Source organism: Sulfitobacter sp. LC.270.F.C4 (assembly GCF_032922545.1).
GTDB classification, from domain to species: Bacteria; Pseudomonadota; Alphaproteobacteria; order Rhodobacterales; family Rhodobacteraceae; genus Sulfitobacter; species Sulfitobacter profundi.
Genome location: NZ_CP136692.1, coordinates 2,914,440 through 2,932,058, shown reverse-complemented (window position 1 = coordinate 2,932,058; position 17,619 = coordinate 2,914,440). Strand labels below are relative to the sequence as shown.

Genomic DNA, 17,619 nt, shown 5'->3' with positions numbered 1-17,619 from the left:
TGGGGTTTAGCCCTCGGCGTCTTCTTTGATCAGCGCCGCGATAATCGCCCGCGCGCTCTTAGAGTCCCATTCCGCATCGCCCTGCAACCGGGCGATCTCACGCCCTTCACGGTCCAGTAGCACGCTGATCGGCAGGCCGAAAACGCCCATTTGGCTGGCGAGCTTCTGCTTCGGGTCTTGGTGGCGGGGCAGGCTGTCGACGCCGGCCTCTTCAAAGAAACGCTTGATCCCTTCTTCAGAGTTACGCCCCGTAGCGATGGTCAGCACCTGAAAGTCATCGCCGCCAAATTCCTTTTGCAGCGCGTTCAACTGCGGCATTTCCTTGCGGCAGGGCGCGCACCATGTGGCCCAGAAGTTCACCAGCACGATCTTACCTTCGTAATCCGCCAGCGACATCGCCTCGCCATCGTCCTCACGCTCAAAGGTCACGTCAGAGGCCGCTTGTGGCGCGTCATGGATCACAAGTTTCTTCATGTCCCCGTCGCGCAGCCCCGCGATGTCAGCCGTTCCGGCAAGGGCGGGGTTTGCACCTGCGACAAGCAGCGTATAAACGAAGCCGAGCACGAGATTTTTCATACGTCCCTCCAAGGGTATTCAACATGACCGACACGACCTCGAACAAAATGTGGGGTGGCCGTTTCGCCGCCGGACCGGACGCGATCATGGAGGCGATCAACGCCTCGATCGGGTTCGACAAACGGATGGCCGCACAAGACATCGCCGGGTCGCGTGCCCATGCCGCCATGCTGGCAGCCACGGGCATTCTGACTGATAACGACGCCGACGCGATACGGGAAGGGCTTCTCACGATCTTGTCAGAGATCGAAGAGGGCCGGTTCGAGTTCTCTGCAGCACTCGAAGACATTCACATGAACGTCGAAGCGCGGTTGAAAGATCTGATCGGGGAGCCCGCAGGCCGCTTGCACACGGGCCGCAGCCGGAACGACCAAGTCGCCACCGATTTCAAACTTTGGGTGCGCGACCAGTTGGACGCCGCCGACGAGGGGCTCCAAGCCCTAATCCGCGCGCTTTTGTCTCAGGCCGAAGCGGGCGCTGATTGGGTCATGCCCGGTTTCACCCACCTGCAAACCGCGCAGCCCGTGACATGGGGCCATCACATGATGGCCTATGTCGAAATGTTTGGCCGCGATCTCTCGCGCATCCGCGATGCGCGTCGCCGTATGAACGAATGCCCGCTGGGGGCCGCCGCACTGGCTGGCACCTCCTTCCCGATTGACCGGGACATGATAGCAGAGGCGCTCGGCTTTGACTGCCCCGCGGCGAACAGCCTCGATGCCGTCAGCGACCGCGACTTCGCGTTGGAGTTCATGGGGGCCGCCAGCATCTGCGCCATGCATCTGTCGCGCTTTGCCGAGGAATTGGTGATTTGGTCGTCGGCACAGTTCCGCTTCGTGGCGTTGTCGGACCGTTTCTCGACCGGCTCAAGCATCATGCCGCAAAAGAAAAACCCCGACGCTGCCGAGCTGATCCGCGCCAAAGTGGGCCGTATCTTTGGGGCGAACACCGCGCTGATGATCGTGATGAAGGGCCTGCCGCTGGCCTATTCCAAGGACATGCAGGAAGACAAAGAGCAGGTCTTTGACGCTGCCGACAACCTGATGCTGGCGCTGGCCGCGATGACCGGGATGGTGGGCGACATGACTGCGGAGCGCGAGAACCTCGCCGCCGCTGCGGGCTCGGGATTCTCCACCGCCACCGATCTGGCCGACTGGCTGGTGCGAGTGCCGAACCTGCCGTTCCGCGACGCGCACCATGTGACCGGCACGCTGGTCGCCATGGCCGAGGCGCAGGGCTGCGATCTGCCGGACCTCACGCTGGAACAGATGCAATCGGTGCACGCCGAGATCACTAAGGACGTTTTCGATGTGCTTGGCGTCGAAAACTCGGTAAACTCGCGCATGTCCTATGGCGGCACCGCCCCTGCGCAGGTGCGTGCCCAAGTCGAGCGTTGGAAGGAAATTCTGAAGTGAAACGCGCCCTCGCGACCCTTGCTTTGCTAAGCCTTGCCGCCTGTGGCGCGGATGGCGAACCTGTGAAACCGACAGCCAGCAGCACAATCACCATGTCGTCTTCGGGCGTGTCGGTCGGCACTGCTGTCGGGCTGCGCCGCGGGCCGTTTTCGCTGGCGCTTGGGGTCGGGTCGTGAGGCCGCTTTTGCAGATTGCTCTGGTGGTCGGGACACTTAGCTTGGCCGCCTGCACCCCGCCGCAGCCATCGGCGCGGCAAGATGCGCCGCCGCCAGCCGAACCGGGGATCAGCCTGTCGGGCTATGCCACCGTCGGCGTGGCAAAGACTTTCTGATGTCGCCCCTGCGCATGCTCTACCTCGCCCTCGCGGTCTGGGGCACGGTGCATCCGATGTACTACTTCATCACTTGGTTCAACGCCGAGGGTTGGAGCCTGAGCGCCATGGTCGATGCCTGGCACGCCAATGCCGCCGCCAGCGGGCTGGTCTGGGATCTGACCATCGCTGCCGTCACATTAACCATCTGGATCATCGCCGAGGTCGCCGTGCGCCGGAATTTCAGCGCGCTGATTGCCATTCCCGCCACGTTCTGTATTGGGGTGAGCTGTGGCCTGCCGCTCTATCTGTTTCTGCGGACAGCGCCGATCAAATAGGGCCGGGACGACATAAGGCGACGCGCAAATGGATCATTTTCTCTATAAAGACGGTGTGTTGCACGCCGAAGACGTAAGCTTGGCCGAGATCGCCGCCGCTGTCGGCACGCCGGTCTATGTCTATTCCACCGCGACGCTGCTGCGCCATTTCCACCTGTTCGACGATGCGCTTTCGGGCATGGATCATCTGGTCTGCTACGCGATGAAGGCCAATTCCAACCAAGCCGTGTTGCGCACGCTGGCGCAGGCGGGCGCGGGGATGGATGTGGTCTCGGGCGGGGAATACCGCCGGGCCAAGGCGGCAGGCGTGCCGGGCGACAGGATCGTCTTTTCCGGCGTCGGCAAAACCCGCGAAGAGATCGAATTGGCTTTGACGGGCGGCATTCGTCAGTTCAACGTCGAGAGCGAGCCGGAGATGATCCTGCTTGATATCGTGGCGCGTGAATTGGGCAAGGTCGCGCCGATCACCATCCGCGTGAACCCCGATGTCGATGCGAAAACCCACGCCAAGATCGCCACTGGCAAAAGCGAAAACAAGTTCGGCATCCCCATCGCCCGCGCCCGCGAGGTCTATGCCATGGCGGCCAATCTGCCGGGGTTGGAGATTGTCGGCATTGACGTGCATATCGGCAGCCAACTCACCGATCTCGCCCCCTTTGAGCAGGCCTATGGCAAGGTCGCGGAACTGACCGAAGTGCTGCGCGCCGATGGTCATAACATCCGGCGGCTGGACCTTGGCGGCGGCTTGGGCATCCCTTACGAGCGCTCCAACTCTGCCCCCCCATTGCCGACAGATTACGGCGCGATGGTGCAGCGCACGCTGGGGCATCTGGGCTGCGAGGTCGAGATTGAACCGGGCCGCCTGATCGCGGGCAACGCGGGTGTCTTGGTCAGCGAAGTGATCTACCTCAAATCCGGCGAGGGCCGCGATTTCCTGATCCTTGATGCCGCGATGAACGACCTGATCCGGCCCGCCATGTATGACGCATGGCATGACATCGTGCCGCTGAATGAACCCGCTCCGGGGGCCGAGCCGCGTCCGGTGGATATCGTCGGCCCGGTTTGCGAATCCGGCGATACGTTCGCCAAACAACGCATGATGCCGGTGCTGGGTTCAGGCGATCTGGTGGCCTTCCGCTCTGCCGGAGCCTACGGCGCGGTGATGAGCAGCGAATATAATTCGCGGCCTCTGATCCCCGAGGTGCTGGTCAATGGCGATCAATTCGCGGTTATCCGCCCACGGCCAAGCTTTGACGAAATGATAAACCGCGATACCATCCCTGAATGGCTTTGACGGCATCCCGCCGCCGGGCCACCGGAGCGTGACGCATGGAAACATCCACTGACAAGGCAGACGGGCTGCGCGTATTGCGCGGGCCATTGCGGCTGACTTGGGCGGGGATGCTGGCCGAGGCGCTGGTGCAGGCGCTTTGGCCGATGCTTGCGCTGGCGCTGGCGGTGCTCGCGGCGCTGATGATGGGGGCGCAGGACGGTCTGGGCGGTAATCTGCTTTGGGCCGTATTTGCCGTTCTCGGTATCGCATTTCTGGGCACCTTGGTGTTTGCGCTGCGGCGTTTTCGGGTGCCCTCACGCGCCGATGCGCTGGCCCGGCTGGATGCCAGCCTGCCGGGGCGGCCCATTCGGGCGCTGTTGGACGATCAGGCAATCGGCGCGGGTGATGCGGCGTCGGCGGCGGTCTGGAAGGCCCATCAGAAACGGATGGCGGCACGGGCGGCGGCAGCCAAACCGGTAAAGGGTGATCTGCGTGTGTCGCGGGCTGACCCCTATGCGCTGCGCTATCTGGCGCTGCTGGCGTTCACTGTGGCATTGGTCTTTGGTTCGGTCTGGCGGCTGGGTGAGGTGACGCAACTGACCCCCGGCGGCGCGGGCGGCGCGTTGGCCTCTGGTCCGGTTTGGGAAGGTTGGGCCGAACCGCCGCGCCATACGGGCAAGCCAACGCTTTATCTAAATGACCTTGAGGCCGGGGCACTGTCGCTGCCTGCGGGCACCTTGATCACCCTGCGGCTTTACGGCGAGTTGGGCGCGCTGACGGTCGCGGAAAACGTCTCGGGCCGGGAGGGGGCGGCGTCGTCAGAACCCGCGCAGGATTTCACCCTGCGCCAAAGCGGCGTGATCAGCATTGAGGGTCCGGCCGCGCGGGCATGGCAGATCACGATGCTGCCCGACGCCGCCCCGCAGATTGAGCGGTTGGGCCCCCCCGAGGTGACTGCCTTGGGCGAGATGAGCCTGCCGTTTACCGCGCGGGATGATTACGGCGTCGAAGCGGGCGAGGCGCGGATCAGCCTTGATCTGGCCTCTGTCGACCGGCGCTATGGGTTGACCATCGACCCTGACACACGGCCCGAGATCGTCGTGCCGCTGCCCATGCCGATCACCGGTGACCGGCGCGATTTTGAAGAAAGCTTGATCGAGAATTTCTCTAAGCACCCTTGGGCCAATCTGCCGGTATCTCTAGAGCTTTCCGTGCTCGACGCTGCCGAACAGCAAGCCGTGACCGAGGTGAGCCAATTGACCCTGCCGGGGCGGCGCTTTTTCGATCCCGCGGCGGCAGCAGTCATCGAGATGCGCCGCGATCTTTTGTGGTCGCGGGCCAATGCGCCGCGCATCGCGCAGGTGCTTCGCGCTGTGACCTATGCGCCGGGGGAGGATCTGCGCTCGGATGTGACGGTTCTGCGGCTCAAGCAGTTGATCCGCCGTCTGGAAATCCGCGCGCGTTATGGGTTGGACGAAGAGGTCCAGACCGAGATGGCCGAAGACCTCTGGGCGCTGGCGATTGAACTCGAAGAAGGCGTGTTGGCCGATGCGCTGGCGCGGATGCGCCGGGCACAGGATCGGCTGAATGAGGCGATGAAGAACGGCGCGTCGTCGGCAGAGATTGCCGAGCTGATGGAGGAATTGCGCCGCGCCACCGAAGAGTACCTAGAGCAACTCCAGCGCCAACAGGCCCAAGAGGGCGAGGGCGAAGGCCAGCAGCCCCAAGGCGAGTCCATGCAGATGACCCAAGACGATCTGCAACGCATGATGGACCGCATTCAGGAGTTGATGGAGCAGGGCCGCATGGCCGAGGCCGCAGAGGCGCTGCGTCAGTTGCAGGAAATGATGGAGAACATGCGCGTCACCCAAGGTCAGCCCGGCGAGGGCGGCAATTCACCGGGTGAGCAGGCGATGGAAGGGCTCTCGGAAACCCTGCGCGAGCAACAGGGGCTTAGCGATCAGGCCTTCCGCGACCTGCAAGAGCAGTTCAACCCCGGCACCGGGGCGGGCGAGAATGAAGGCAACGAAGGCCGCAATGGCGGTCAGGGCCGCGGTCAGAGCCATGAGGGCCAGCGGGGGCAGGGCGGCCAATCGGGCGAAGAGGGGGCCGAAGAAGGGCTGGCCGGGCGTCAGCAAGCGCTGCGCGACGAGCTGCGCCGTCAGGAAGGCCGTCTGCCGGGGCAAGGCACGCCCGAAGGGGATGCCGCGCGTGATGCACTGGACCGCGCCGGAGAGGCGATGGGCCGCGCCGGAGACGCCCTGCGCCGCGATGAGTTGGCCGAGGCAATCGACAATCAAGCACAGGCCATGGAGGCGCTGCGCGAAGGGATGCGGTCGCTTGGCGATGCGATGGAGCAAGAACAGGGCGAGGGCCAGCCCGGTCAAGGCACTGCCGAAGGCGACCGCCGGGCCGAGGCGCGCGATCCGCTGGGGCGCGAGCAGGGGGGCAATGGGGCGAATAGCTCAGACGCGCCGCTGGCACAGGGGCCAGACGATCAGGGCCGCGCGCGGCGTCTGCTGGACGAAATCCGCCGCCGCTCGGGCGAGGCGGAGCGGCCCGAAGTTGAACGCGATTACCTCAACAGACTTTTGGATCGGTTTTAAGCGGGGTCAGCCCTGCGATTGGGTCGCCACGGTGTCGAGCCAGACCAGCAGGTCCTGTAACTGCCCATCGAGCCAAATGCGTGCGTCGTCCATCCATGCCACATAGGACGATAGGTAAGGATCGGCCTGCGGCAAGGATTGCGCAATCTGCGGCGCATAGACATAGACCGCCGCCAAGATGGCCGCCAAGGCGATCATCACGGTGAAGCCGCGCATGAACCCGCCCGATTTGCGCGGTTTTTCAGGGCGGTCGAGCGCGGCGGTGGGCGTTGGCCCCGCCTGCTGGCCCTGCGTGCGGTCGTGGCGCAGGGTTGAGTTAATCTCTTCGATATCGGGCAGCAGATCCCGGCGCGACGCGCTGCCGTAGGCGTCATTCTCGCTTTCGGGAACCGGCTCTCCGCGCATTTTGGCCATGCGCAGACGGGCGTCATGGGCGCGGCGGGCGTCTTCGTCCTCGGGCACGTGGTCATCTTCGGCGATGTCGGGATGGGGGGCTTGTTTGGGCGCGGGACGGGGCGCGTCGTCAAGCCCGAGGTCCGGCTGGCTTTCCAATGGCTCTGACGGACGGCGACGGCGGGCTTCCTGCTCTGCCGCGGCCTCCTGACGCAGGATTTCCGCGATGGCAGGGTCGAGCGAGCGTCTGACGGGCGCGGCGGCGGGGGCCGGGCGCGCGTTTTCCTCCTCCGGCGCGACGGCAGCGTTTTCGAAGGCGTCGGTATCAGAAGCGTCGTTTTCGAAGTCGCCCTCTTCAAATGCCCCCTTTTCAAATCCGTCGTCTTCGAAGCCCTCGTCTTCGTAATCCTCATAACCCTCATCCCCGAAGGGCTGCAGATCAGGTAGGCTATTGGCCGCAGACTGCTCTTCGCCGGTGTCATCCGACGCGCGTTGCTTCATATGCATCACGTCGTCATCGAAATCCGGGTCGTCGAATTCACTGTCGTCCTGTTCGGGCGCATTGTCTGGGTGATGCTGAAACCACGTCTGCCCACAGTTGGAACATTGCACGTCACGCCCTGCCACCGGCATCACCTCATCGGGGACTTCGTATTGCGCGTCGCAGTTGGGGCAGATCAGCCGCATGGTCATTCCTGGGTTCGTTCGGTGCTTTCGGATCGTAACGGACAGCATATGTCCTAGAATAACGTAGGAAAAGTGATATCTGGACAGGGTGCTGGGGTTCTGAGTGATTGAATCCTTTCCGGTGCTGAGGCACAACAGGTCGAAGTGTTTTAAGGTGGTTGCGTGATAGAGCTCGAAAATGTGGCCTACAGCTATGGCGGGGGCGAATTGCTGTCCGACATCACGCTGAAACTCGCCCCCGGATCGTTCCATTTCCTCACCGGCCCATCGGGCACGGGCAAGACCACATTGATGAAGCTCTGCTACGGCGCTCTGCTGCCCACGGCGGGGCACCTGCGGATGTTCGGGGCCGATGTGCGCGGGCTGGGGCGTGATGACATTGCGCTGATGCGCCGCCGCGTTGGTGTGGTGCATCAGGATGTAAAATTCCTCGACCATCTGCCGTTGACCGAAAATATCGCGCTGCCACTGAACGTCTCAGGCCGTCAGGCCGAGGCCGGAGGTACGGATTTGGAAGAGTTGATGTCTTGGGTTGGGCTGACCCACCGCGCCGATGCCCTGCCGCCCGAGCTTTCGGGGGGGGAGCGGCAGCGTGCGGCCCTGGCGCGCGCAGTGATTATGTCGCCGGATGTAATCTTGGCGGATGAGCCGACGGGGAACATTGACTGGGAGATGTCGCAACGGCTGCTGCGCCTGTTGATCGAGTTGAACCGCATGGGCAAGACCGTGTTGATCGCCACCCATGATCTGGGCTTGATCCGCGCTACCAAGGCGCATGTCCAAGCCCGCGTGCTGCGGATCGCCAACCGGCGCATTCAACTGGCGGGGGCGGATTTGTGAAGCGGTTCGACATGGGCGCCCTGCGCGCGATTTTCAAAGGCGACAGGCAAGCGGACCGCGTGGTGCCGCCCTCGGGTTTCACGGCGCAGCTCACCTTGTTTGCCGCCGGGGCGATGGCCTTTCTCGCGGTATTTGCCTTGGCGCTGTCGCTTGCTTCGGGCCGGTTGGCGCAGGTTTGGGGGCAGGAGTTGGCGCAGTCGGCTACGGTCCGCATTGTCGCGCCATTGGACCAACGCGCGGCCCAGACTGAGGCCGCGTTGAAGGTGTTGCAGACGACCAAGGGCGTGGCCTCGGCCCGCGCGCTGACGGATGCGGAGCAGGAAGAACTGCTTGCCCCATGGTTCGGCCCTGAACTGGCGATGGAGAGCTTGCCGGTGCCGCGTTTAATCGAAGTGGTTGAGGAAGGCGAGGGACTGGACCCGGTGGGCCTGCGCCTGCGTCTCTCTGCCGAAGTGCCCGGAGCCGTGCTGGATGACCACAGCCGCTGGCGCGCGCCATTGGTTGCGGCGGCAAGCCGGTTGCGCCTGTTGGGCTGGATTTCGACCCTGCTGATCGGGGCTGCGGTGGCGGCCATGGTGACGCTGGCCGCGCAGGCGGCCCTTGCGGCGAATGCGCAGGTGATCGCGGTGCTGCGGCTGGTGGGGGCGACCGATGACTATATCGCCCGAGCCTTCATTCGGCGCTTTACCCTGCGCGCGCTTTTGGGTGCGGCGGCGGGCACGGTGCTTGGCATGGTGGCGGTCGTTCTGTTGCCCGATGCTGGCGAGGCGGGCGGCTTTTTGACCGGCTTGGGCTTTCGCGGCTGGCACTGGGTGGTGCCGCTTATGGTGCCGATCTTGGTCGGGGCGGTGGCCTTTGCCGCCACCGGGGCTGCGGCCCGGCGTACGTTGAGGGAACTGACATGAAGCTGCTGCAATGGGTCCGGTCGATCCTCTTTATCGTGCAGGTGACCGTGGCGATGCCGGTGCTCGGGTTGGCCTTTGCGCCTTGGGCGATGTTTTCGAAACGCGGGGCCTATCGGGCCTGCAAGACCTATGCCGCTTGGGCCATGTGGTCGGCCCGCTGGCTGATCGGGCTGCGCTGCGAGGTGCGTGGCACGGTACCGGATGGTGAAGTTTTGGTGGCCGCAAAACACCAATCGTTTTTGGATATCTTGATGATCTTTCACGCTCTGCCGCGTGCAAAATTCATTATGAAACGCGAGGTGCTTTGGACCCCGGTGATTGGCCAATACGCCAAGCGGATGGGCATGATTGCCGTCAACCGTGGCAAACGCGGGCAGGCGATCACCAAGATGATGGCCGACGTGAACGCCGGTCGGGTCGAGCCGGGGCAGTTGGTGATCTATTCCCAAGGCACCCGCGTGGCACCGGGCCTCAGCGCACCTTACAAGGTTGGCACGGCGGTGCTTTACGACCAGATGGGGCAGGTTTGCGTGCCGGTAGCGACCAATGCGGGCCACTTCTGGCCACGCCGGGGGCTCTACCGCAAACCGGGTTTGGCGGTGGTCGAGTTTCTTGAGCCGATTGAGCCGGGGCTGGATAAGCGAAGCTTTATGGCGCGGTTGGAGGAAGAGGTCGAGAGCCGTTCGAACGCCTTGCTGCATGAAGCTGGATGGCGGCCTGTGGTCACGGCTTAATGCTTTCGGCATGATCTGTGCCTTCTAAGCCGCTGCCCTTTGTTATCTACCAGCACAGGTAGAACCACCGCCGAAGCCAATGCTTCGCGGGCTATCGTTATTTTATACTGGGAAGCCGTTAAAGTGGCGGCGCCGCCTTGGGGAGGTGGAAAAGACAGGCGTCACCCTGCATGTCTCTACGTATCGACATGACCCGCGAAGGGCCTCGTCTTCCGTGTGTGTCGCGACGGGAGAGGTTGTAGAGCAGGGGTGTTAACGCTTGATACGCTCGCCGCGCGCACCCTGCGCAACGAAAAAGGGCGGACCTTTGGTCCGCCCCCTCGGTCCTACATGTGGATCGGCCCGTCACCGCAGGCCAGTGCGGCTTCGCGCACGGCTTCGGAATAGGTCGGGTGCGCGTGGCAGGTCATCGCCAAATCCTGTGCCGAGGCGCCGAACTCCATCGCCACGCAGACCTCGTGGATCAGATCGCCCGCGCCGGGGCCGATGATGTGGCAGCCGAGGATGCGGTCGGTTTCCTTGTCGGCGATAAGCTTGACAAAACCGTCGCCGGCAAAGACCGCCTTGGCCCGCGCGTTGCCCATGAAGGAGAACTTTCCGACTTTGTACTCGCGGCCTGCTTCCTTGAGCGTCGCTTCGGTTTCGCCGACGCTGGCGACCTCCGGATGGGTGTAGATCACGCCGGGGATGACGCCGTAGTTCACATGGCCATGTTTGCCCGCGATCACCTCTGCGGCGGCCATGCCCTCGTCCTCGGCTTTGTGCGCCAACATGGGGCCTTCGATCACGTCGCCGATGGCATAGACGCCTTTGACGGAGGTCTCCCATTGGTCATTCACGGCGATCTGGCCGCGCTCGGTCATCTTGACGCCGAGCTGATCCAGCCCCATGCCTTTGATCACTGGCTTGCGGCCTGTGGCGACGAGTACGGTGTCGGCTTCAATCTGATGCTCGCTGTCGTCTTTGCGCAGTTTGTAGCTGACCGTGGCCTTGCCCTTGGCCACTTCGGTCTTTTGCACGGCGGCGCCCATGACGAAGTTGAAGCCCTGCTTTTTCAGCATCCGCTGGAAGGTCTTTTGCACCTCGGGGTCCATGCCCGGAGTGATCTTGTCGAGGAATTCAACCACGGTGATCTCGGTCCCCAGACGCGCGTAGACGCTGCCCAGTTCCAGCCCGATGACGCCCGCGCCGATCACGACCATCTTCTTGGGAATTTTGCCCAGTTCCAGCGCGCCGGTGGAGGTCACGACGGTTTTCTCGTCAACCTCGACGCCAGGCAGGCCCGCAGGCTCGGAACCGCTGGCGATAATGATGTTTTTGGCCTCATGGACCTCATCACCGACCTTGACCTTGCCCGCTTCCGGCACCGATCCCCACCCCTTGAGCCAGTCGATCTTGTTCTTTTTGAACAGGAATTCGATGCCCTTTGTGTTGGTCTCGATGGTCTTGTCTTTGTAGGTCAGCATCTGCTTCCAATCGACGGTCGGCGCTTTGGCCTTCAGACCCATCTCTTCGAAGGTATGCTCAGCCTCATGCAGCATATGCGTGGCGTGTAGCAGCGCCTTGGAAGGGATGCAGCCCACGTTGAGGCAGGTGCCGCCGAGGGTCTCGCGGCCCTCCACACAGGCGGTTTTCAGGCCCAGTTGCGCGCAACGGATGGCGGCAACATAGCCGCCGGGGCCGGAGCCAATCACGATGACATCATAGCTCGACATGGGGGGTCTCCTTAGCAGTCGGGTGTTACAGGCAAGGTAGGAGGCGCGGTTTTCAGGTGCAAGCGCCGCTGCCTGCGGGTGTTGGGGAAAGGGTTAAATAAGGGCCGCCAGCAGCATCAACATGGTTGCGGCAAAACCGATGACCCAGATGAGCGACCGATGCGGGCGCAGGCCCATGGCATAGGCGGGGACGTAGAGCACGCGCGCGATCAGATAGACCCAAGCGCAGGCGGCGGTAAAGGCGGTGTTCTGCGCCGACATCTGCACCACGCCCACGGCAATGCCGAAAAGGATCAGCCCTTCGAAATGGTTATCAAGCGCGCGGCCCAGACGGGCGGTGCGGTCCGACAGCGCACGGCTCGGATCGCGGTCGCGGGCGGACATCGTGTAACCGGGGCCAAGCTCACGGTTGGCGGGCACGGCGTAAAGCACGAATTGCAGCCCTTGCAAGAGTGCTGCAAGGGTCAGAACGGTCAGCTCAGCACTCATGCGTTCTTCACGAAATAAGCAGTGGTGCTGGTTACGGTGCCTTGGTCATCGCTGCTCAGCGCGTTGGACCGGGAGAGCCATTCGTCGGCCTTTTTGCGGTCGTTCACGTCGAGCAGCACAGTGGCTTTGGTGTTGCTGTCGGTGTGTTTCCAAACCTGCATGACCGTGAGACCCGCATTGCGCCGCGATTCCGCATCGGCGTCAAAGGCGTTTTTCCATGCGGTAAAATCAGTAACTTCGAGATGGCAGATCATCTGCATTTGAATGCCCTTTCAGAGCGCGTGGAAATAAAGGACCGCTGTCGCCGCATAGCCGGCGAGCCATGCCAGCGTGCGGATTGTCGGCACGCCGAGCGCATATACGATCACATAGATAATCCGCGCCAGCAGGAAGACTTGGGCGGCCAGCAGCGTGGCGCTGTTGTTGCGGCCCAGCATCTCGATCAGCAGCACGGCAGGCGCAAAAAGCGCCATGGCCACGACGGAATTATCAACCGCGCGGCCCAGACGGGCCGTCATGCCGGTGGTGGTCCGCGTCTCATCCCGCGAGGACATCAGGTAGCCCATTGAGAGCTGCCGGGTCGCGCCCAGCACCTGCAGTAGGATCGTCAGCATGACCAAGAGGCCATAGGCGGCGAGGAGGGTGGTTTCACTCATGGTTTGGCCCTTTCAGTTGGTGGGACGCCCCACCCGGTCTGCGGGTATATAGGGCGGGGGTCTCCCCCCGCCCATGGTATCACAAATCCATCAACAGACGGCGGGGATCTTCGAGCATCTCTTTGACGCGGACGAGGAAGGTCACAGCGCCCTTGCCGTCGATGATCCGGTGGTCGTAGCTGAGCGAGATATACATCATCGGACGGATCACGACCTCGCCGTTGATCGCCATCGGGCGGTCCTGAATTTTCGCCATGCCGAGGATACCGGACTGTGGCGGGTTCAAGATCGGTGCGGTCATCAGCGAGCCGTAGACGCCACCGTTGGAGATGGTGAAGGTGCCGCCGGTCATGTCGCCCATGGTCAGCTTGCCGTCACGGGCCTTTTTGCCCATGGCGTTTACGGCCTTTTCGATCTCGGCAAAGGACATCGCGTCGGCGTCTTTGATCACCGGCACCACAAGGCCCGTGGGCGTGCCTGCAGCGACACCCATGTGGACGTAGTTCTTGTAGATGATGTCGGTGCCGTCGATCTCGGCGTTGACCTCGGGGATTTCCTTCAGCGCGTGGCAGCAGGCCTTGGTGAAGAAAGACATAAAGCCCATACGAACGCCGTGTTTCTTCTCGAAATCAGCCTTGTAGGTGTTCCGCAGCTCCATGACCTCGGTCATGTCGACCTCGTTGAAGGTGGTCAGGATCGCAGCGGTGTTTTGGGCTTCTTTCAGGCGGCGCGCCATGGTCTGCTTGAGGCGGGTCATCTTGACTCGCTCTTCGCGCGACGCGTCATCGGGGGCGGAAGCGGGCCGCGGTGCGGCGGGCTTGGCCTCGGCCTTGGGCGCGGCAGAGGTGCCAGCGGCCACGGCTTTGGCCACGTCTTCCTTCATCACGCGGCCATCGCGGCCCGAGCCTGTGACCTGATCGCGGCTGATGCCAGCTTCGGCCATAGCTTTCTTGGCCGACGGCGCGTCTTCAACATCTTTGCCATCGGCAGATTTGGTTTCAGCTGCAGCACCGGCACCGGATTTCGCGTCTTCGCCCTTGGGGGCAGCAGCGCCTGCACCGGAGGTCAGGACGGCAAGTGTGGCGGAGGCTTCAACGGTGGTGCCTTCGTCGGCGAGGATTTCAGCTAACACGCCAGCGGCAGGCGAGGGCACTTCGACGCTGACTTTGTCGGTTTCCAGCTCGCAGAGCATTTCATCGGCTTCGACCTTGTCGCCGACTTTTTTGAACCATGTGCTGACGGTCGCTTCGGTGACCGACTCGCCCAGTGTGGGCACTTTGACCTCGATGGTTTCGCCTTCGCGGGCAGCCACATCTGCCGAGCCTGCGTCGATCGCCTTGGGCGCATCGCCGCCCCGGTCGGACTGGGACACGGCCTCATCATCCTCGGCGGCTTCCTTGGCTTTCGGCGCGGCCGCAGAGCCGCTGTCGCCTTCGCTGACATTGGCCAGCAGGGCATCGACGCCCACGGTTTCGCCTTCTTGCGCCACGATCTCGCTCAGAGTGCCCGCAACGGGGGAGGGCACTTCGACGGTGACCTTGTCGGTCTCCAATTCACAGAGCATTTCATCCACCGCGACGGTATCGCCGGGCTTTTTGAACCATGTGGCAACGGTGGCTTCGGTGACGGATTCGCCCAGCGTGGGTACGCGTACTTCGCTTGTCATGGTCTTAGTTTCCTTTGATGGTCAGCGCCTCGTCGACGAGGGCGGCTTGTTGTGCTTTGTGCTGGCTGGCCAGACCCGTGGCGGGCGAGGCGGCGGTGGCGCGGCCCACATAGGAGGCGCGGCCATGTTTGGCGTCGATGCGGCCCAGAACCCATTCGATGTTGGGCTCGATGAAGGTCCAGGCACCTTGGTTCTTGGGCTCTTCCTGACACCAGATCATTTCGGCCCCTTTGAACCGCTCCAACTCTCTGACCGCGGATTGCGCGGGGAAGGGGTAGAACTGTTCGAACCGCAGGATGTAGACATCGTCGATGCCGCGGGCGTCACGCTCTTCCAGCAGGTCGTAATAGACCTTGCCCGAGCACATCACCACGCGCTTAATTTTGTCATCCGCGACCAATTTGGTGTCGGAGTTGCCTTTCTGCGCGTCATCCCAGAGCACCCGGTGGAAGCTCGACCCGGTGGTGAATTCATCGGCCTTGCTGACCGCGAGCTTGTGGCGCAGGAGTGACTTGGGGGTCATCAACATCAGCGGCTTGCGGTAGCTGCGGTGCAGCTGGCGGCGCAGGATGTGGAAGTAGTTGGCGGGCGTGGTGCAGTTCGCCACGATCCAGTTGTCGCCGCCGCACATGGTCAGGAAACGCTCCAGACGGGCAGAGGAGTGCTCAGGCCCCTGACCCTCATAGCCATGCGGCATCAGGCAAACGAGGCCCGACATGCGCAGCCATTTGCTTTCACCTGATGAGATGAACTGGTCAAACATGATCTGCGCGCCGTTGGCGAAGTCACCAAACTGCGCTTCCCAGAGCGTCAGCGCATTCGGCTCGGCCAGCGAGTAGCCATATTCAAAGCCCAGCACCGCGTATTCGCTGAGCATGGAGTCGATGACTTCATACTCGGCCTGACCTTCGCGGATGTGGTTCAGCGGGTAGTAGCGGTCTTCGTTGTCTTGGTTAACGAAGGCCGAGTGGCGCTGGCTGAAAGTGCCGCGCGTGCTGTCCTGACCCGAGAGGCGCACTTTGTAGCCTTCGGTCAGCAAGGAACCGAAGGCCATCGCCTCAGCCGTGGCCCAGTCAAAGCCTTCACCGGATTCAAACATCTGCTTTTTCGCTTCGAGCAGACGCCCGATGGTCTTGTGCAGCGGGAATTTGTCCGGCGCGGTGGTGATCGCCTTGCCGACGTCTTGCAGTGTTTCAGGCGCGATGGCCGTCTTGCCACGCTGGTAGGACTTCTTCTTTTTGTCCATGCCGGACCACTTGCCGTCCAGCCAGTCGGCCTTGTTCGGGCGGTAGTCCTTACCGGCCTCGAACTCATCGTTGAGCTGGTTCTGGAAGGCGGTCTTCATGTCTTCGATCTCACCCTCGGGGATCAGACCGTCGGCCACCAGACGTTGGGTATAAAGGCTGAGCGTGGTTTTCTGTTTCTTGACGCTCTTGTACATCACCGGGTTGGTAAACATCGGCTCGTCGCCTTCGTTGTGACCAAAGCGGCGGTAGCAAAAGATGTCGATGACCACGTCCTTGTGGAACTTTTGGCGGAACTCTGTCGCCACGCGGGCGGCGTGCACAACCGCTTCGGGATCGTCGCCATTGACGTGGAAGATCGGCGCCTCAACCACCAGCGCGTTGTCGGTGGGATAGGGCGAGGAACGCGAGAAATGCGGCGCGGTGGTGAAGCCGATCTGGTTGTTCACCACGATATGCATGGTGCCGCCGGTCTTGTGGCCTTTGAGACCCGAGAGCGCGAAACATTCCGCCACGACGCCTTGGCCCGCAAAGGCCGCGTCACCGTGTAGCAGGATCGGCATGACGGCGGTGCGGTCCTTGTCGTTCAGCTGGTCCTGCTTGGCGCGGACCTTGCCCAAAACCACGGGGTTCACCGCTTCGAGGTGGCTGGGGTTCGCGGTCAGCGACAGGTGGACAGAATTGCCATCAAACTCACGGTCCGACGAGGCGCCGAGGTGGTATTTCACATCGCCCGAACCATCCACATCGTCAGGCTTAAAGCTGCCGCCTTGGAATTCGTTGAAGATCGCCCGGTAGGGCTTTTGCATCACATTGGCCAGCACCGAGAGGCGGCCCCGGTGCGGCATGCCGATGACGATGTCCTTGACGCCCAACTGGCCGCCGCGTTTGATGATCTGCTCCATCGCGGGAACAAGGCTTTCGCCGCCATCAAGACCGAAGCGTTTGGTGCCCATGTATTTGACGTGGAGGAACTTCTCAAAGCCCTCGGCTTCGACCAGTTTGCTCAGGATCGCCTTGCGGCCTTCCTTGGTAAAGGCGATTTCCTTGCCATAGCCTTCGATTCGCTCTTTCAACCAACCGGCCTGCTCGGGGTCGGAAATATGCATGTATTGCAGCGCGAAAGTGCCACAGTAGGTCGAGCGGACGATGCCGACGATCTGCTTCATTGTCGCGACTTCGAGGCCCAGCACGTTGTCGATAAAGATCGGGCGATCCATGTCGGCATCGGTGAAACCGTAGGATTTCGGGTCAAGCTCGGGCTGGTTGCCCATGTCGCGCATGCCTAAGGGGTCGAGTTGCGCGGCGAGGTGCCCACGGATGCGGTAGGCGCGGATCAGCATGAGCGCGCGGATGCTGTCGAGCACGGCGGCGCGGATTTGGTCATCCGAGACGGCAACGCCCTTTTCCTCGGCCTTTTTCTTGATCTTGTCGCCAGCGGCTTTTGCTTCGGTCGGTTCGGGCCAGACACCGGTCAGCGCGCCCATCACCTCGCTCTGGGGGGCGGGGGGCCAATCGGGCCGCGCCCAAGAGGGGCCAGCGGCCTCGGCCTGTGCGGTTTCGGCGTCATCGCCCATCGCCGCGAAAAACGTCTGCCATGCCTCGTCGACCGTGTTGGGGTCGTTGGCATAGCGGGCGTACATCGCCTCAAGATATTCCGCGTTTTCGCCTTCCATGAAGGAAGAGGCGTGGAACTGTTCGTTGGCGGGTTGGTCGGTCATTGGGTCACCTTTGTTCGGCGGGGCAGACGGGACAGGGTCAGAATCAGGGTC

The 17,619-nt window shown here is 62.7% G+C and carries 17 protein-coding genes; 9 read left to right on the top strand and 8 right to left on the bottom strand.

Annotation, left to right across the window (positions count from 1 at the left end; translation table 11 throughout):
* Positions 1 to 6: 6 nt before the first annotated feature.
* Entirely contained in the window at positions 7 to 576 is a 570-nt protein-coding gene (locus R1T45_RS18215) for a TlpA family protein disulfide reductase (RefSeq protein ID WP_317389822.1), read from the bottom strand.
* 23 nt (positions 577 to 599) lie between these two features.
* On the opposite strand from R1T45_RS18215, the gene argH reads away from it, so the two are divergent.
* Genes argH through R1T45_RS18185 form a run of 6 tightly spaced genes read left to right on the top strand, consistent with a single transcriptional unit; the run spans position 600 to position 6,518 of the window.
* Positions 600 to 1,991, top strand: a complete 1,392-nt coding sequence (gene argH / locus R1T45_RS18210; protein ID WP_317389821.1) for an argininosuccinate lyase — start codon at positions 600 to 602, stop codon at positions 1,989 to 1,991.
* Entirely contained in the window at positions 1,988 to 2,167 is a 180-nt protein-coding gene (locus R1T45_RS18205; RefSeq protein WP_067628460.1) for a hypothetical protein, read from the top strand. The genes argH and R1T45_RS18205 overlap by 4 nt, the downstream gene beginning before the upstream one ends.
* Complete coding sequence (locus R1T45_RS18200; protein ID WP_161487440.1) at positions 2,164 to 2,322, top strand: hypothetical protein; 159 nt, start codon at positions 2,164 to 2,166, stop codon at positions 2,320 to 2,322. The genes R1T45_RS18205 and R1T45_RS18200 overlap by 4 nt, the downstream gene beginning before the upstream one ends.
* Positions 2,322 to 2,639, top strand: coding sequence for a DUF2834 domain-containing protein (locus R1T45_RS18195; RefSeq protein ID WP_317389820.1), 318 nt, complete (start codon positions 2,322 to 2,324; stop codon positions 2,637 to 2,639). Before R1T45_RS18200 ends, R1T45_RS18195 begins: the two co-directional genes overlap by 1 nt.
* 28 nt (positions 2,640 to 2,667) lie before the next feature.
* Entirely contained in the window at positions 2,668 to 3,933 is a 1,266-nt protein-coding gene (lysA, locus tag R1T45_RS18190) for a diaminopimelate decarboxylase (RefSeq protein WP_120350465.1), read from the top strand.
* 35 nt (positions 3,934 to 3,968) lie between these two features.
* On the top strand, positions 3,969 to 6,518 hold the full coding sequence (locus R1T45_RS18185; RefSeq protein ID WP_317389819.1) for a DUF4175 domain-containing protein: 2,550 nt from the start codon (positions 3,969 to 3,971) through the stop codon (positions 6,516 to 6,518).
* Between the two features lie 6 nt (positions 6,519 to 6,524).
* On the opposite strand, the gene R1T45_RS18180 is transcribed toward R1T45_RS18185, so the two are convergent.
* A complete protein-coding gene (locus tag R1T45_RS18180) occupies positions 6,525 to 7,604 on the bottom strand; it encodes a zinc-ribbon domain-containing protein (RefSeq protein WP_317389818.1) in 1,080 nt (359 codons plus the stop codon).
* A 156-nt stretch (positions 7,605 to 7,760) separates the two neighbouring features.
* On the opposite strand from R1T45_RS18180, the gene R1T45_RS18175 reads away from it, so the two are divergent.
* The 3 genes from R1T45_RS18175 to R1T45_RS18165 are packed head-to-tail and all read left to right on the top strand — an operon-like array spanning position 7,761 to position 10,077.
* Positions 7,761 to 8,438 carry a cell division ATP-binding protein FtsE gene (locus R1T45_RS18175; protein ID WP_317389817.1) on the top strand — a complete coding sequence of 226 codons (678 nt, stop codon included), beginning with the start codon at positions 7,761 to 7,763 and terminating at the stop codon, positions 8,436 to 8,438.
* A gap of 11 nt (positions 8,439 to 8,449) precedes the next feature.
* Entirely contained in the window at positions 8,450 to 9,343 is an 894-nt protein-coding gene (locus R1T45_RS18170; protein ID WP_067942216.1) for a cell division protein FtsX, read from the top strand.
* A complete protein-coding gene (locus R1T45_RS18165) occupies positions 9,340 to 10,077 on the top strand; it encodes a lysophospholipid acyltransferase family protein (RefSeq protein ID WP_317389816.1) in 738 nt (245 codons plus the stop codon). The genes R1T45_RS18170 and R1T45_RS18165 overlap by 4 nt, the downstream gene beginning before the upstream one ends.
* Before the next feature lie 326 nt (positions 10,078 to 10,403).
* On the opposite strand, the gene lpdA is transcribed toward R1T45_RS18165, so the two are convergent.
* From lpdA to R1T45_RS18135, 6 genes are all read right to left on the bottom strand, one after another.
* Positions 10,404 to 11,792, bottom strand: a complete 1,389-nt coding sequence (gene lpdA, locus R1T45_RS18160; protein ID WP_317389815.1) for a dihydrolipoyl dehydrogenase — start codon at positions 11,790 to 11,792, stop codon at positions 10,404 to 10,406.
* Positions 11,793 to 11,885: 93 nt separating this feature from the next.
* Positions 11,886 to 12,281: an MAPEG family protein gene (locus R1T45_RS18155; RefSeq protein WP_317389814.1), complete on the bottom strand. Its 396-nt coding sequence runs from the start codon at positions 12,279 to 12,281 to the stop codon at positions 11,886 to 11,888.
* Entirely contained in the window at positions 12,278 to 12,541 is a 264-nt protein-coding gene (locus tag R1T45_RS18150; RefSeq protein ID WP_120350472.1) for a hypothetical protein, read from the bottom strand. The genes R1T45_RS18155 and R1T45_RS18150 overlap by 4 nt, the downstream gene beginning before the upstream one ends.
* Positions 12,542 to 12,553: 12 nt before the next feature.
* Positions 12,554 to 12,937 (bottom strand): MAPEG family protein, encoded by a 384-nt coding sequence (locus tag R1T45_RS18145; RefSeq protein ID WP_317389813.1) that lies wholly within the window; start codon positions 12,935 to 12,937, stop codon positions 12,554 to 12,556.
* Between the two features lie 79 nt (positions 12,938 to 13,016).
* On the bottom strand, positions 13,017 to 14,603 hold the full coding sequence (gene odhB / locus R1T45_RS18140) for a 2-oxoglutarate dehydrogenase complex dihydrolipoyllysine-residue succinyltransferase (RefSeq protein WP_317389812.1): 1,587 nt from the start codon (positions 14,601 to 14,603) through the stop codon (positions 13,017 to 13,019).
* A 4-nt stretch (positions 14,604 to 14,607) separates the two neighbouring features.
* Complete coding sequence (locus tag R1T45_RS18135; RefSeq protein WP_317389811.1) at positions 14,608 to 17,568, bottom strand: 2-oxoglutarate dehydrogenase E1 component; 2,961 nt, start codon at positions 17,566 to 17,568, stop codon at positions 14,608 to 14,610.
* Positions 17,569 to 17,619: the final 51 nt, after the last annotated feature.